Source organism: Nocardia sp. NBC_00403 (genome assembly GCF_036046055.1).
Taxonomy (GTDB): Bacteria; Actinomycetota; Actinomycetes; order Mycobacteriales; family Mycobacteriaceae; genus Nocardia.
The window spans coordinates 8,507,030-8,522,845 of the sequence record NZ_CP107939.1; the positions used below are offsets into that span (position 1 = coordinate 8,507,030).

General features: G+C 66.8%; 13 protein-coding genes. 7 read left to right on the forward strand and 6 right to left on the reverse strand.

Going from position 1 to position 15,816, the window contains the following annotated elements; translation table 11 throughout:
• The first annotated feature begins 217 nt into the window (after positions 1-217).
• Together OHQ90_RS38250 and OHQ90_RS38255 are read left to right on the forward strand one after the other, a co-directional pair.
• Positions 218-1,534 carry a hypothetical protein gene (locus OHQ90_RS38250; protein WP_328406122.1) on the forward strand — a complete coding sequence of 439 codons (1,317 nt, stop codon included), beginning with the start codon at positions 218-220 and terminating at the stop codon, positions 1,532-1,534.
• Positions 1,525-2,424, forward strand: a complete 900-nt coding sequence (locus tag OHQ90_RS38255; RefSeq protein WP_328406124.1) for an Abi-alpha family protein — start codon at positions 1,525-1,527, stop codon at positions 2,422-2,424. Before OHQ90_RS38250 ends, OHQ90_RS38255 begins: the two co-directional genes overlap by 10 nt.
• 7 nt (positions 2,425-2,431) lie before the next feature.
• On the opposite strand, the gene OHQ90_RS38260 is transcribed toward OHQ90_RS38255, so the two are convergent.
• Complete coding sequence (locus tag OHQ90_RS38260; protein ID WP_328406126.1) at positions 2,432-4,222, reverse strand: ABC-F family ATP-binding cassette domain-containing protein; 1,791 nt, start codon at positions 4,220-4,222, stop codon at positions 2,432-2,434.
• Between the two features lie 372 nt (positions 4,223-4,594).
• Here OHQ90_RS38260 and OHQ90_RS38265 point away from each other — a divergent pair, with 372 nt between their 5' ends.
• Positions 4,595-5,443: an LLM class flavin-dependent oxidoreductase gene (locus tag OHQ90_RS38265; RefSeq protein ID WP_328406128.1), complete on the forward strand. Its 849-nt coding sequence runs from the start codon at positions 4,595-4,597 to the stop codon at positions 5,441-5,443.
• Between the two features lie 10 nt (positions 5,444-5,453).
• Here OHQ90_RS38265 and OHQ90_RS38270 read toward each other — a convergent pair whose 3' ends face one another.
• Both OHQ90_RS38270 and OHQ90_RS38275 read right to left on the reverse strand, forming a co-directional pair.
• On the reverse strand, positions 5,454-6,389 hold the full coding sequence (locus OHQ90_RS38270) for a 4-(cytidine 5'-diphospho)-2-C-methyl-D-erythritol kinase (RefSeq protein ID WP_328406130.1): 936 nt from the start codon (positions 6,387-6,389) through the stop codon (positions 5,454-5,456).
• A gap of 284 nt (positions 6,390-6,673) precedes the next feature.
• Complete coding sequence (locus OHQ90_RS38275) at positions 6,674-7,426, reverse strand: SDR family oxidoreductase (protein ID WP_328406132.1); 753 nt, start codon at positions 7,424-7,426, stop codon at positions 6,674-6,676.
• Positions 7,427-7,505: 79 nt separating this feature from the next.
• On the opposite strand from OHQ90_RS38275, the gene OHQ90_RS38280 reads away from it, so the two are divergent.
• The 4 genes from OHQ90_RS38280 to OHQ90_RS38295 all read left to right on the forward strand — a co-directional run bounded on the left by OHQ90_RS38280 (position 7,506) and on the right by OHQ90_RS38295 (position 11,765).
• Positions 7,506-8,144: a TetR/AcrR family transcriptional regulator gene (locus OHQ90_RS38280; protein WP_328406134.1), complete on the forward strand. Its 639-nt coding sequence runs from the start codon at positions 7,506-7,508 to the stop codon at positions 8,142-8,144.
• A 203-nt stretch (positions 8,145-8,347) separates the two neighbouring features.
• Positions 8,348-8,554 (forward strand): heavy-metal-associated domain-containing protein, encoded by a 207-nt coding sequence (locus tag OHQ90_RS38285; protein WP_328406136.1) that lies wholly within the window; start codon positions 8,348-8,350, stop codon positions 8,552-8,554.
• Positions 8,554-9,462 (forward strand): hypothetical protein, encoded by a 909-nt coding sequence (locus tag OHQ90_RS38290; RefSeq protein ID WP_328406138.1) that lies wholly within the window; start codon positions 8,554-8,556, stop codon positions 9,460-9,462. The genes OHQ90_RS38285 and OHQ90_RS38290 overlap by 1 nt, the downstream gene beginning before the upstream one ends.
• Entirely contained in the window at positions 9,462-11,765 is a 2,304-nt protein-coding gene (locus OHQ90_RS38295; RefSeq protein ID WP_328406140.1) for a heavy metal translocating P-type ATPase, read from the forward strand. Before OHQ90_RS38290 ends, OHQ90_RS38295 begins: the two co-directional genes overlap by 1 nt.
• Positions 11,766-11,928: 163 nt before the next feature.
• Here OHQ90_RS38295 and rsmA read toward each other — a convergent pair whose 3' ends face one another.
• From rsmA to OHQ90_RS38310, 3 genes are all read right to left on the reverse strand, one after another.
• On the reverse strand, positions 11,929-12,810 hold the full coding sequence (rsmA, locus tag OHQ90_RS38300; RefSeq protein WP_328406142.1) for a 16S rRNA (adenine(1518)-N(6)/adenine(1519)-N(6))-dimethyltransferase RsmA: 882 nt from the start codon (positions 12,808-12,810) through the stop codon (positions 11,929-11,931).
• Between the two features lie 259 nt (positions 12,811-13,069).
• Complete coding sequence (locus OHQ90_RS38305; protein ID WP_328406144.1) at positions 13,070-14,236, reverse strand: lipase family protein; 1,167 nt, start codon at positions 14,234-14,236, stop codon at positions 13,070-13,072.
• Positions 14,237-14,539: 303 nt separating this feature from the next.
• Positions 14,540-15,670, reverse strand: a complete 1,131-nt coding sequence (locus tag OHQ90_RS38310) for a transglycosylase family protein (protein ID WP_328406146.1) — start codon at positions 15,668-15,670, stop codon at positions 14,540-14,542.
• Positions 15,671-15,816: the final 146 nt, after the last annotated feature.

Sequence of the window (15,816 nt, forward strand, 5' to 3'; positions counted from 1 at the left end):
GAGTGGGATGTGGTTGGTCGTCATTGTCTCCGCTCCGGATGGGCAGTACGACATTCTGGACATGCACTGTGACTGATGTCTCAGACAATCCGGCGTGGCCCGCCACACTCGATGTTGGCCGCATTCCGTACTTCACAGTAGGGTCCAGTCGCCGACAGGGTGCTACTTTGAGTTCCCGGTGAAGCGGCGATCACCGGTTTATCGGCAGGAGGGTGTCGTGTTAGAGAGTGTGTTCCACCCAACCATTGCGCTGGAACTGATTACGATTCCGCTCTTCACCGGCATCATCGGCTACATCACCAACTGGACCGGTGTCCTGATGCTGTTTCGCCCTATCGCCTTTCACGGCATTCGGTTACCCGGACTGCGTGCGTTATACCCGTACCTGCCCAAGCGAATTCAGGTACTGCCGTTACTGAGCTACGACGGCCGAATCGGCTGGCAGGGCATCGTGCCGTCACGTGCGGACAAGATGGCGAGCATTGCCGTCGACAAAGGGCTCGCGAAACTGGGCAGCATCACCGACTTCTATCGAGAGATTGAGCCGGACGCCCTCGCCGAACATTTGACTACTATCGCGGAAACGCAAATCCACGACATCGTCGAGGAAATCTTGCGCCGCGAACATCCCCAGTTCTGGTACAACCTGCCGACCCAGGTGCGCGACATGGTGCACGACCGGGTCCGTCAGCAACTGCCCGAAATCCTGCGCAACCTCACCGACGAACTCGGCGCGAATATCGATCAGCTGCTCGATGTGAAACAGATGGTCATCCGCTACTTCCAGGCCCGGCCGCAGCTGCTCAATCAGCTGTTCCAAGTACTCGGCGCAAAAGAGCTGCGGTTCATGATCAACTTCGGCTTCTACTTCGGCGCGCCGATGGGCGCCGTGCTCGTCGCGATCCTGCACGTGACCGGATGGTCCACGCTCGCGGTGCTGCCGATCGGCGGCGTCATCATCGGCTGGGTGGTCAACTGGGTCGGCATCAATATGATCTTCGCGCCCGCCTACCCGAAGTGGTGGTGCCCGTGGCGGCAAGGCCTGCTGATCAAGCGGCAGTCCGAAATCACCGCGGGCTACGCGGAATTGGTCTCCAGCCAGGTCATGACCGTTGCCAATATCGGCGACGAACTCCTCAATGGTCCGCGCTCGGACCGCACGATGCAGATGCTGGAGGACACCCTGCGCCCGGCCGCCGACCGGGCGCTCGGACCGGCGAAGTCGGCGGTCAAGTTCGTGCTCGGCAGCCGCGAGTACAACGCACTGCAGTCGACGCTCACCGCAGAGGCCATGAACATCGCCCCGATCGCGTTCGCCGATCCGGAGTTCAACGTCCGGCAGGGCAAGCAGATCAACGAGTACATCGCCAAGCAAATGTCCGCCCTATCGCCCACCGATCTGGTCGACATGCTGCGATCGGCGATCAAACAGGACGAATGGCTGCTTTTCCTCCATGGCGGTGTGCTCGGCCTGTTTGCCGGATACGCTCATATCCTGATCTTCGGGACAGGAGTGGCAACAGCATGGTGGTGAGGGAACCCGGTGGCGACGGCGACGATATGCAGGCCGTCGAGCCTCTAGAGCCGGCTGCGCCGTCGAAGGAGATCGCGCGACGGCCCATCACCGAAATCCAGTTTGCGGACGAATCGCCAACGCGCGGAAGACAATCCGGCGTGCGCAAGACCGTGCGCGCGGCGACCGGCGTTGCGCGGGTCGCGGTGACCGCAGCCACCGAGGTCGCCGCGTGGAGCTTCGACACCGCACTCGGCGTCGGCGCGACGGTCGTGCGCGGCAGCGTCGCCGGTGTGCCACCACGGGAGGTCCTCGCGGAGGCAGAGGCCGAAGTGCGCGATGCGGTGCGCCGAGCGCTGCGCCTGCCCGCCACGCCGGAGCCGCCCGACCCCGCCGCGCTGCCCACCTTGCGCGAACAGGGCGCCGCGCTGCTGCGATTGTCGGCGAGCACGCAGGGGGAGCACAGCGACAGCCACCCAGCCTTCGCCAGGATGCTGGCGGACCTGACCCCCGACGAGGCACGCATCCTGCGTTTCCTGCACCTCGACGGGCCGCAGCCCTCGATCGATATCCGCACCGGCCGCCCGCGTGGCCTCGGCGCCGAACGAATCATGTCCGGACTCAACCTGATCGGCGAACACGCGGGACTGCGCTTCCCGAACCGCATTCAGCAATACCTGCCCAACCTGCGCAGGCTCGGCCTGATCGAGTTCGTCAAGGAACCGGTCGGCAACGCGAATCGCTACCAGCTCCTCGAAGCACAGTCCCCCGTGCGCGAGGTGCTCAAACGGTCCGGATTCGGCACCAAGGTGCACTACCGCAGCATCGCACTCACCGGCTTCGGCGCCGACTTCGTACAAACCTGCCTACCGGTCGTCGTCCAAGACGGCCGCACCGCAGGCACCAGCTGACCCACGATCAGACGCCTTCGGCCAGTTCCATCCAACGCTCTTCGGCGGCTTCCTTTTCCGTGACCACCTGCTTGAGCTCCGCGCCGAGCGCGAGCAGCTTGTCCGGCTCCGTCGCGGCCTCTGCCAACGCGGCGTGTAGTCGCTGCTCGCGTTCGTCGAACTTCTCGATGGCCCGTTCGAGCTTGGAGAGTTCCTTGCGTGCGGCGCGCTGAGCCGCGGCGTCGGTCACAGGTGCGGACTTCACCTCGGCGGCGCCCGCGCGAATCGCGACATCGCCCTGCGCGGCGCGCTTCTTCAGGTACTCATCGATGCCGCCGGGCAGGTTGGTGAGTTTGCCGTCGCCGAACAACGCCCAGGTGGAGTCGCAGATACGCTCGATCAGGTAGCGGTCGTGGCTGATGACGACCAGGGTGCCCGCCCAGTTGTCGAGCAGGTCCTCCAGCTGCTGCAGGGTGTCGATGTCCAGGTCGTTGGTCGGCTCGTCGAGCAGCAGCACGTTGGGCTCGGCCATCAGGATGCGGGTCAGCTGCAGCCTGCGCCGCTCGCCACCGGACAGATCCCCGACCGGCGTGCGCTGGCGAGCCGGGGTGAAGCCGAGCCGTTCGGCCAGCTGGCCCGCGGAGATCTCCTTGTCGCCGAGCATGATTCGCTGCGCGACCTGTTGCACGGCTTCCAGCACGCGCATATCGGTCGGCAGATCGTCGAGTTCCTGACGCAGCCAGCCGATCTGCACCGTCTGGCCCTGAATGCGCTTGCCCGCGGCCGGTTCCGTGTCCCCGGCCAGGGTGCGCAGCAGGGTCGTCTTGCCGGATCCGTTCACGCCGACCAGGCCGACCCGCTCCCCCGGCGCGAGACGCCAGGTCAAGTCGCGCACCAGCTCCCGGCCGTCCGGGGTGGCGAGGGTGGTGTCCTCCAGCTCGATGACGACCCGTCCGAGACGTTTTCTGGCGAACGCGGCCAGCGAGACGCTGTCGCGTGGCGGCGGCACATCGGCGATCAGCGCCTCGGCCGCCTCCACCCGGTAGCGCGGTTTGGAGGTGCGTGCCTTCGCGCCGCGCCGCAGCCAGGCCAATTCCTTGCGGGCCAGATTGCTGCGTCGCGCTTCGGAGGCGTCGGCCTGCCGTGCACGTTCGGCGCGGGCGAAGATCCAGTCGCCGTAACCGCCCTCATAGCTTTCCACCTTGCCGCCGACGACCTCCCAGGTATTGGTGGCGACGGTGTCGAGGAACCAGCGATCGTGGGTCACGACCACCAGTGCACTGCGGCGGTTGAGCAGATGTTCGGCCAGCCACTGCACACCCTCGACGTCGAGGTGGTTGGTCGGCTCGTCGAGCACGAGCAGATCGAGATCGCGGACCAGCGCGGCGGCCAGGGCAACTCGACGGCGCTCGCCACCGGATAGGTTGTCGATCGAGGTCTCCAGGCCGAGCCCAGCGATCCCGATGCCCTCCATCACCGAGCGGATGCGCGGATTGGCAGCCCATTCGTGTTCGGCGACATCGTCGGTCATCGCGTCGTCGGCCAGCCCGGCCAGCACCACGGAACCGACCGTCGCACCAGGTGGCAGCACCCCGCGCTGGGTCACGACCGCGATTCGCAGACCGCCGACTCGGCTCACCCGGCCACTGTCGGGTGGCTCGAGGCCGGTCAGCACCTCCAACAGGGTGGTCTTGCCGCCGCCGTTGAGGCCGACGACACCGATCCGCTCGCCCGCGTGCACGCCGAGCGACACGGTATCCAGGAGCGGGGTGATCCCGAAGCTCTTGGAGACCTGTTCGAGGTTGATCAGGTTGGACATAGATCCTTCCGAGTCATGCGCGGGCGGAGTGCTCGCCCCGGAGCAAGCGTACTGTTCCGGCTCTTCGCGTCCTCAGGCCATACAAGTGGGCGGCCGAGGAGCCTTGTTCTCACCAGGGGGCACTCGCCCGAGGTCGCCGGGCAGTTACCAATGCGAAGATCCGGTCGTGGTCACGCCCGCGCTCCGGTCGGCGCCGCAGACAGTTGCGGAACGAACGGCGTTCGTTTACAGTGGCTTCAGCGAACAACGTTCGTTACGAACAATGTTAGTTCGAATGGCGCTCTCGAAGTACAGCCGCAGAATGGGAGCCCCACCTCGTCGCGAGGTGCAAGGGGCGGCACGGTTCGACTACCCCTTACCTGGAGGTTTCTCATGCACATCGGTCTCGGTCTGCCTATTTCCGATCCCGCCGCCCTGCTCGATTGGGCCCGCCGCGCCGATGCGGGCCCCTTCTCCACCCTGGGCCTGCTCGACCGGCTCGTGTACGACAACCCGGAACCCCTTATCGCACTCGGCATGCTCGCCGGCGCGACCAGTCGCATCAAAGTGCAGACCGAGGTGCTCATCGCACCGCTGCGCGAGCCGTCGCTGCTCGCCAAACAAGCCGCCACCCTCGACCGCATGTCCGGCGGCCGCCTTGTCCTCGGTCTCGGCGTCGGCGGTCGCGAGGACGATCACATCGCCTCCTGCACCGACATCCGCACCCGCGGCCGACGCCTGGACGAGCAGATGGAGATCATGCGCCGCCTGTGGTCCGGCCAGGCCTACGGCACCGACTGCGGCCCTGTCGGTCCCGCGCCGCTGCGCCCCGAAGGCCCCGAGGTGCTCTTCGGCGGTTTCCAGCCCGCCGCCATCGACCGCGTCGGCCGCTGGGGCGGCGGCTTCCTCGCCGCCGCGGCGCCGTCCTGGGCCGGTGGCCTCTTCGATACCGCCCGCCGCTCGTGGACCGAACACGGCCGCGCCGGTAAGCCCCGCATCGTCGCCCAGGTCAATGTCGCACTCGGCGCGCCCGACCTGGTCGAGGAAGCCCGCGCCGCCATGGGCGCCTACTACGAATTCAGTGGCCGCGCCGACTACATGGTCGCCGGAATGCTCACCACGCCCGACGAAATCCGCGCCGCCATCAAGCAATTCGACGATCTCGGTGCCGACGAAGTAATGCTCTACTGCTACGGCGCCGACGCCGACCAAGTCGACCGCCTCGCCGACGTCATCGGCTAGTCGCGATTCGTCAGCGCTTGCCCTGGTCCTCGCCGCTCAAGATACGAGCGCCGGGGACCGGGCCGCTCGCGGTGCGAACACTGCGGCAGACACCCGCGCCCGCGAGTTCGGCGGCGACCGCCACGGCGGATTCCGCACTGTCGCAAAGGAAGGCACAGGTGGGGCCGGAGCCGGAGACCAGACCGGCCAGCGCGCCCGCGGTGACACCCGCACGCAGGGTGCGGCGCAGCTCGGGTTTCAGCGAGAGCGCCGCGGCTTGCATGTCATTACCGAGTAGTGGCGCGAGCTGGTTCGCGTCGCCGGAGGCCAACGCCTGCATCAGCTGTTGCGGCTCGCCGAGGCGAGGCGGGGCGCCGTGCGCACGCAGGCGATCGAGTTCGCCGAATACCGCGGGGGTGGACAGCCCGCCCTTGGCCAGTGCGAGCACCCAGTGAAAGGTATTGCGGGACAACACCGGAAGCAGCCGCTCGCCGCGGCCGGTGCCCAGCGCGGTGCCACCGTGCAGCGCGAAGGGGACATCACTACCCAGTTCGGCTGCGACCGAGGATAATTCGTCGCGAGTCAGTCCGAGGTCCCATAGCTCGTTCAAGCCGACCAACGCAGCCGCGGCATCCGCGCTACCACCCGCCATACCGCCCGCCACCGGAATGCCTTTGCTGATGGCGATTTCCACCAGTGGGGACCGGCCGGCCAGGTGCGCGAGCCGGACGGCCGCCTTCCACACCAGGTTGGTGCGGTCGGTCGGCACGTCCGCCGCGCCCTCGCCGGCGACCCGCACCATGAGCGAGGCCGACGGCGAGATCTCTAGATCGTCGCTCAGCGATAACGCCTGGAACACCGTGGTCAGATCGTGATAGCCGTCCGCGCGCAGGTCGCCGACGCCGAGATGGAGATTCACCTTGGACGGGGCGCGCACGACGACTGGGCTGGGCACAACTGACAACACGGTGGTCAAGCTTAGTGGGCACAGCCGGACAACGTCCGTCCCAAACCTGCGCCGGACCGAGCAAAGGCGAGCCACCCCCACAAGCCCCGGACCGAGCGGAGGCGAGGTAGCCGCTTATGCGCCGGACCGAGCGGAGGCGAGGTAGCCGCTTATGCGCCGGACCGAGCGGAGGCGAGGTAGCCGCTTATGCGCCGGACCGAGCGGAGGCGAGGTAGCCGCCTATCGGGTGCCTACGACAGGTGCGCGGCTCGCGATGAGTCATGCACCGGATGTGTGTCATTCGGTTACAGGAGGGCACCTCCGGTGGCATCGATCCATTGACCGGTGACCCAGCGCGAGTCGTCCGAGGCGAGGAACGCCACCACATCCGCGATATCGGCGGGCTGCCCTACGCGCTTAAGCGGAGAGTAGTCGGCCACCATCGCCTCGGCCTGGTCGTTGCGCAACCAGGCCGCATTCATATCGGTGTCGATGATGCCCGGCGCCACGGCGTTCACCGTGATGCCGCGAGCGCCGAGTTGCTTGGCCAGGTTGGCGGTGAAGACGTCGATCGCACCCTTGCTCATCGTGTAAGCGATCAGCTGGGGCATCGCGAAGCCGTGGGTGAGCCCGGTAGAGGTATTGATGACGCGGCCGCCGTCGCGCAGTCGCTCGAGGCCGTGCTTCGTGACGAAGAACGGCGCCTTGGCGTTGACCGCGAACACGCGGTCGAAGGCGGCTTCGTCGGTATCGCCGATGGGCGTGCGGACATCGCCGACCCCCGCATTGTTGACAATGATGTCCACGCCGTCGGCGTGCGCGTCGAACGCCGCCCACAGTGCGGCGGCGTCGCCGGGCACACCGAGCTCGGCCCGAATCGCGAACGCGGAGCCGCCCGCCGCTTCGATCGCCGCAACGGTCTCCTTCGCCGCCTCTTCGTTCCCGTTGTAGTGCACGGCAACCCGCGCACCGTCCCGTCCCAGCCGTTCGGCGATGGCGCGGCCGATGCCTCGGCTGCCGCCGGTGACCAGTGCCGTCTTGCCTGTGAGTGCACCCATGAGGCGAGTTCCTTTCTCTAGCGATCGCTATAGAATGGACGTTAGCACATTTTCTAGCGATCGCTATAGAATGATTTCCATGAGCGCACCCACCCGGGGCCGACCCCGTTCCTTCGATCGCGATGCGGCACTGGAGCAGGCGTTGCGACTGTTCTGGGCGCGTGGATACGAAGCAACCTCGATCGGCGACCTGACCGCCGCGATGGGCATCGGAGCGCCGAGTCTGTACGCCGCCTTCGGCGACAAGGCCAAGCTGTTCAACGAGGTGGTGGCAACCTTCGGCGCGCGCTACGGCGGATTCGTCGCGCGCGCACTCGCCGAAGAACCGACGGCCGAGGCGACGGTGCGGCGCATCCTGCGCGAGGCGGCGACGGAGTACACCCGGCCCGACTGCCCGCACGGCTGCCTGGTGATGAGCGCCGGACTGAACACCACCAGCGCCGAGATCGCCGCACTGCTGCGCGGCATGCGCAATCGGAACATCGAGGTCTTCACTGCCCGCATCCAGGCGGATATCGACGCGGGAATCCTGCCCGCGGACACCGACGCGGCCATGCTCGCCCGCTACATCGGCACAGTCATGCAGGGCATGTCCCAGGCCGCGCGCGATGGAGCCGCGTCGGCCCAGCTCCAGCAAGTCGCTGAATGGGCCATGCACGGCTGGCCGGGCGCCGCTCCAGCGAACACCAGCAGGTCGGCATCGACCGCACGGCGATAGCCGAGCCCGTGCCCGAACTCCGGCGTTCACCAGCACGACGCCACAGCCACAGGAACTATGAGCACGACGCAAACGACTACCCGACGACGCGGTCGGCGCGGCCGATCGATCAACACTTGCGCGTAATACCCATGGGGGGTATGTTCATTCGTGCCGGGGATACCCCGGGTCCGTATGATCAACCACGAGCGAAGGAGTCGGACATGGCCACCACCACTTACACCGTTACGGGGATGACCTGCGGGCACTGCGTCAGCTCGGTCCGCGAGGAGATCGGCAAGATCGACGGCGTGACCGGTGTCGATGTGGACCTCGCGACCGGCGCGGTCAAGGTCGACAGCACCACCCCGGTCGCCGATGCCGATATCGTCGCCGCCGTGGACGAGGCAGGCTACGAGGTCGCCGTCTGATGCAGGACCGGCTGAAGTTCGCCGCGGTCGGCGGCGGGCTCGTCGCGCTGTTGGGCATCGCGCTCGGCATCGGCGCCCTGGTGGGCGGTCCGGCCGCGCAGGCGCCGGACCACAGCGCGATGCCGCACACCGGCCAAGATGCGGCCACCGGGCTGTCGGATGCACTATCCGGCTATGCCATGTCCGATGTGACCGCTCCGGCGGAACCGAACCAGGCCGGTTCACTGCAGTTCCGGATCACCGGGCCCGACGGGGCTCCGGTGACCCGATTCACCACCCAACACGACAAGAAGCTGCATCTGATCGTCGTCCGATCCGACACCACCGGGTATCGGCACCTGCATCCGACCATGGACGACGCGGGCACCTGGTCGATCGAGTGGAGTTGGGCGGCCCCGGGCACGTATCGCGTATTCGCCGACTTCGTCCCGGAAACCAGCGGCGCCGGGCCGGGCGATCTGGTGCTCAGCCGCACCATCACCGTCTCGGGAGCGGCCGTGCCACAACCACTTCCCCCACCGACACCGAGCGCAACGGTGGACGGATATCAGGTGACGTTGGCAGGCGATCTCGGTACCGCGCGCAGCGAATTGCGCTTCACCGTCGCGCGCGCCGGCCTTCCGGTGTCCGATCTGGAGCCGTATCTCGGCGCATACGCGCACCTGGTCGCGTTACGCGCCGGCGACCTTGCCTACCTGCATGTGCACCCACAGGGCGAGGTCGGCCGCACCCCTGCGGGTCCCGAGGTGTCCTTCCATGCGCAGGCCCCGAGCGCGGGCGCGTATCGGCTGTATCTAGACTTCGCACACGGTGGATCCGTCCACACCGCGGAGTTCACCGTCGAGGTCGAATCATCCACAGTGCCATCCACATCCGGTAGTCACTCGCATCCGGGTGGCGATCGCTGATGGCCACGCCCGCCGAACAGCGCTCGATCGAGCTGGAGATCGGCGGGATGACCTGCGCGTCCTGTGCCGCGCGGATCGAGAAACGGCTCGGAAAAATCGAGGGTGTCACGGCCACCGTCAATTTCGCGACGGAAAAGGCAAAAGTTAGTTATCCACAATCCGTTTCGCCGGAACAGCTGGTCGAGCAGGTGCACGCCGCGGGATATACCGCGCACGTTCCCGCGCCGCCCACAACAGAAACCGACCGGTCCGATGAAAGATCCACCGCGCTCGATCGACTTCGACAACGACTGCTGATCAGCACCGGGCTTGCGCTGCCGGTGGTCGCGATGGCGATGATCCCCGCGCTGCAATTCGATAACTGGCAATGGCTTTCGCTCACGCTCGCAGGGCCCGTGGTGTTCTGGGGCGGCGCCGATTTCCATCGGGCCGCGCTGAGCAATGCCAGGCACGGCGCCGCGACCATGGACACCCTGATCTCGGTCGGCACCCTGGCCGCCTTCGGCTGGTCGGTGTACGCGCTGTTCTTCGGTCACGCCGGAATGCCCGGCATGAAGCACTCGTTCAGCCTGGGCATCGAGCGGGCCGATGCGGCGTCCAACGTGTACTTCGAGGTTGCCACCGGGGTGATCGTCTTCATCCTGGCCGGGCGATATCTGGAAACCCGAGCCAAGGATCGGGCAGGCTCTGCGCTGCGAGCGCTGCTCGAGCTCGGGGCAAAGGACGTTTCCGTGCTGCGCGGCGGCGTCGAAATCCGGGTTCCGGTTGGGGAATTGCGCGTGGACGAGCTGTTTCTCGTCCGCCCCGGCGAGAAGATCGCCACGGACGGTGTGGTGGTCGAAGGCAATTCGGCCCTCGATCTGAGCCTCCTGACCGGAGAATCACTGCCCGTCGACGTCGGTCCGGGCGATGTCGTGATCGGCGCGACGGTGAACGCGGGCGGGCTACTGACCGTGCGCGCCACCCGAATCGGTGCCGATACCCAACTGGCACAGATGGTCGCACTGGTCGAAGAGGCGCAGAACAGCAAGGCGCCGGTGCAACGACTTGCCGATCGAGTCGCGAGCATTTTCGTCCCGATCGTCTTCGTCATTTCGGCGCTCACGCTGGCAGTGTGGCTGGTCACCGGGGCATCGACAGCAGTGGCGTGTGGCGCGGCCGTGGCGGTACTGATCATCGCCTGCCCCTGCGCGCTCGGCCTGGCCACGCCCACCGCACTCCTCGTCGGCACCGGGCGCGGCGCTCAACTCGGCATCCTGATCAAGGGCCCGCAGGTACTGGAATCGACCCGACGGATCGACACGGTCGTGCTCGACAAGACCGGCACGGTGACCACCGGACGAATGACGTTGGCGGACATCGTCACCACGAACGGCACCGGCGCTGCGGGCATGATCTCCTCCGGAGACGAGATCCCGTCCGCGGGCGACCCGCTTGCCGGCCGTGGCGTGTCCGCAGACGAGCTGCTGACCATCGCCGCGGCAGTGGAGTACGGGTCCGAGCATCCGGTAGCGCAGGCGGTCGTCGCCGCCGCGGCCGAACGCAGACTGGTGGTACCGCCCGTGCAGCAGTTCAGCAACCATGGCGGCAAGGGTGTGCAGGGTGTCGTCGACGGTCGCGCGGTGATTGTCGGCCGCAGCGCCCTGCTGGAAGAGTGGTCGATCGCACTGCCCACACCGCTGGCGGCGGCCAAAGCCGCGGCCGAAAGCGCAGGCAATACCGCGATCGCTGTCGCATGGGACGGCGCGGCGCGTGGCGTGCTCGTGGTCGCCGATGCGATCAAACCGACCAGCGCCGAGGCTATTACCGAACTCCGCCGCCTCGGAATGACCCCCGTGCTGCTGACCGGTGACAACGCCGCCGCCGCAGGTACCGTCGCCGACCGGGTCGGCATCGACGAGGTGATCGCCGAAGCACTGCCGATCGAGAAGCTGGAAGCAATACGGCGACTACAGAATTCGGGCAGAGTCGTGGCAATGGTCGGCGACGGAGTCAACGATGCCGCCGCGCTGACCGCAGCCGACCTCGGCTTGGCCATGGGCACCGGCACCGACCTCGCCATCGAAGCAGGCGATATCACCCTCGTCCGAGGTGACCTCCGCACCGTCGGTGCGGCCATCCGCCTCTCCCGCGCCACCCTGCGCACTATCAAGGGAAACCTGTTCTGGGCCTTCGGATACAACGTTGCGGCAATCCCCCTCGCCGCGGCCGGGCTCCTCAACCCCATGCTCGCAGGCGCCGCCATGGCCCTGTCCAGCGTCTTCGTCGTCAGCAACAGCCTGCGCCTGCGCTCCTTCCGCTGACCCCGTCGACCAACGCACCGCAACTGGCTTCAAATTCCACGCCGCTCTGATCGAACGCCGAGCAACGCCACGATTCATCGAGGTGAGTCGAATGGCGGCTATCCGTACTGTGCGCAACCGCCATTCGACTCCGCGCAGCTATCGGTGTCGGCGGGATCGGAGTCTACGCCTGATTCGCGAGGCGGACGAAGGCCGCGGTGTCCAGGGTTTCGCCGCGCGCAGTGGGGTCGATACCTGCGGCGACGAGGCGGCGTTCGGCCTCGGCGGGTGATCCCGCCCAGCCGGCAAGTGCCGCGCGAAGTGTCTTGCGGCGCTGGGCGAACGCCGCGTCGATCACGGTGAACACGCGACGGCGGTGTGCTTCGTCCATCGGCCACGGCGCTTCGCGGTAGCGCTCGACCCGCACCAGACCCGAATCGACGCGCGGCACCGGCCAGAAGACCTGGGTGCCCACCGCGCCCGCGCGGCGCACGGCGCCGAAGAAGCCTGCCTTGACGCTCGGCACCCCGTAGGTGCGGTTGCCTGGTTCGGCGGCAAGCCGATCGGCCACCTCGGCCTGCACCATCACCAATGACGTGGTGATGCTCGGCAATTCGGCGAGCAAATGCAGCAGCACGGGCACAGCCACGTTGTACGGCAGGTTCGCGACCAGGGCGGTCGGCACCGCGGGCAGGTCCCGCGCGGTGATGCGTAGTGCGTCGGCCGCGACGACCTGCAAGTGTCCGGCCAACTCCGGGGCCCGATCCGTGACAGTCACCGGCAGGTGCTCGGCGAGCACCGGATCGATCTCGACAGCTACCACCGATGCCACCACGTCAAGCAACGCCAACGTCAGCGACCCGAGACCGGGCCCGACCTCGAGCACCGTGTCCCCGCGCCCGACGCCCGCCGCCGCGACGATGCGCCGCACCGTGTTCGCGTCGTGCACGAAGTTCTGCCCGAGTTGCTTGGTCGGCCGCACACCGAGCCGCTCGGCCAGCGCCCGCACCTCGGCGGGCCCGAGCAGGGCAGCGCTCCCACGAGCGGAAATATCGGGTTCGGGCACTGGAAGAACCTACCAACTCCGGCGCCGAGCCGACCTCTTGCCTCGACGCAACCGGTCCAGCAACAACGCGCTACCCGCACATCAGCGCATCACCGACACAACAGCGCACCACCCGGAAATTGGAGCACTGCGTCCGAGGCGGCACCCGGCCACAGCGCCCTGCACACGCATCAGTCTGCGATGCAGGGGTCCGCGGCGTCCGGAGAACCCGCCGAAGGCAGTCGGCCCGATCAGCAGTCCTCGCCACGGACCGGTGACATCAGGGCTGGGACGGCACCGCGAAGATGCGCGCGAGGAATTCGTCGAGCGCCGTCGACATCTGCTGGTTGAGCTGAGTATGTTTTCTGGTACCGACCACGGCCTGGAAGTCGACGCGATTGGCTACGAACTGGGCGACGAGCGCGGCGTGCAGTGGGGAGGGGACGACGGTGTCGGTCGCATTGAGCAGCAACAGGATCGGCGCGTCGTAGCCGCTGGTCGGCACGGTCATGTAAGCGTCGAGAGCGGCGCGCATCCGCTGGTCCGACAGCGGACGGGCCAGCAGGTCGCCGATGCCGAGACCCCGCACGCGCTCGATGATTTTGCCGGAGCATTCGGTACCGATGTCATCGAGGATGGACCGGCCGAGTGGGGTCAGGTATCCGTTGACATCGATATCGGGATGCGCCGCGCGTAGCCCGGCCAGGATGCTCACATAGAAGCTCATCCAGTCTTCGGTTTTCGGAATCGCCGGGATGCCGGGCCCGGTCAGCGGGAGCAACTTTTCGACGTCGGACTCGGGGTCGATCGCGATGGTGCCGCGGAAGTCCAGGTCAGGGGCGTAGCTCGCCTGCAGGTGTCCGGTGCCGAGCGCGGCCTGCCCGCCCTGGGAGGCGCCGATCACACCCCACGTCCGAGACAGTTCGGGCCGCGCCACGCGCGCCGCGCGAACCAGGTCGATGGTGGCGGTCGCCTCGGTGCCGATTTCCAGGTACGGGTGCGGCCCGGTGTCGAACCGCCCGAGTCCGAGATAGTCGGGCGCCACCACGGCGAACCCCTTCTCGACCGTGCGCCGCATCATCTCGTCTTGTTTGGTGCGGCCGCGCCGGAACGGACTTCCGACGGGGTCGGCCTGACCGCCGCAGCCCGCACCGAGCCCTGAAGTGCCATGGTCGAAGGCCATCACCGGCCAGCCTCCCGCGGGCGGCGCACCCCCGGGAACGAAGAGTGCTCCGCTGGCCGGCCGCGGCGTGCCGTCCGAACCGCGCATCCAGTACTCGATCACCGACCCGCCGGACATTCCGTGCCAACCATCCGCCTGCGCTACCGCGGAAATCAACACGCCCGGTTTCGACGCGCCCACCGGCGCACTCGTCACCCCTAGCGCAACTCCAGCAGCGACCACCGCGGCAATCACGGTCCGCCCTAACGTCCGCGGCAATCGCATCGAACAACTCATCTCGCCAACCCCAACCACCCCAAACTTGGACGAGTGTACAGTTCGGCGCCCCACCGCCAAGGTCTCTGCGGCGAATACTGAGCAATCCCATAAAGATACAGAGATCCTGTAGAAATCCGCGCACGCAACGCTTACTCGGCGAGCCCTTTCCAGCGACCGGACAACTGATTTCGCAAGCACAGAGGCAATTCACCGGGGCACCCAGGAAAACTCGACCTGGCACCCAACGCAGGAGTAGACCGCAACCTCGCAGCACCCAACTCGCGTGGCCCGAATACGCGCAGCGGCGAATCAGCCCCCGATACCGAGGCGGCTGGTGCATGCGGGCCAAGCACCCCAACCCTGACGACCACGCGTGACTTCAGCGATAGCGATCTGCTCTTCCCGGGTCGCCATATCGGCCCGTGGCGCATACTTCAAGCCGCCCTGCCGTTCCCAGGTGCCTTGATCGAACTGAATGCCACCGAAATAACCGTTGCCGGTATTGATCCCCCAATTACCGGTCGATTCACAACGGGCAAGTGCGTCCCAGATCGCACCATCGCGCACCGGCGGCACCTCGGTGCCCGGTTTGGCGCCCTTGCGAACAGTCTTGGGCTGCGCGGTCACCGTGATATTCGAGGCGATCGGCTGCCTGCTCTCTTCCTTACCGTTCACCATGGTGACCGCGAAGGTGACATCCTGCACCCCTGGCGCACCCGGCGTCTCCACCACGGTGCGGCTCATGTTCATCGTCGGGTCTTCGATCACGTTCTCGGGCGGATCCAACGGCAGTGTCTCCGTGCGGTTTTCGATCCGCTTGCGAGTCACCACGATGTGCAGGCCATCGATCAGCGCCGTGTTCGCGGCAGGCTCGACGGAGTCCTGCTGGATCAGCGGAATGCCTGCCGCAGTGAGGAATTCACCGACCGTCGGTGCGGCGAGCCGAACATCGACCGGCTGCCCGAAGCCGTCGAGCAGCGACACCGAGCGCGGGCTGAACACATTCACCGCCGCACCCTCCAGCGGCAGTTTTTCCCTGCGCGCCGGGGAAACGAAGGTGTCGGCGGGCAGGCGCAGCTGCTCGACGACATCGCCCGCCGTCAATCCGGTGGACCACACCTTTTGTGGTTTGCCGTCCACCGACAGCGTGATTTCCCGCGCCCGGTTCAACATGATCGTCGCGCCGTCGGCAATGGTCGCGGCCCGCGAGGGCTGGACGAGGTCCCGATCGTTCACATCTAATCCGGCAGCCTTCAGCACGCCGCCGACATTGCGCGACATGGTGTCCTGCGTCGACATTTCACCGTCGACGACCACCGTCACCGTCTTGCGGTTCACGATCGCCATCGCGGCACCGACGATCAGCGTCACGAGCAGCGCCGCGACCGCCGCGTACAGCATCGGCGAGCGCGACTGGTTGATCCTCGTGAATGGGGACATGGTCACAGTACGATAACGAAGGGGTCAGAGGTCGACAACCGGGGAATGCGTAGCAGGGGCTTCAGTGATCACGAATTGATATCACCACCGCAGGTAGATCACAAAACGCACCAATAATAGTGACCTAGGACACAACGAAGAGGTCA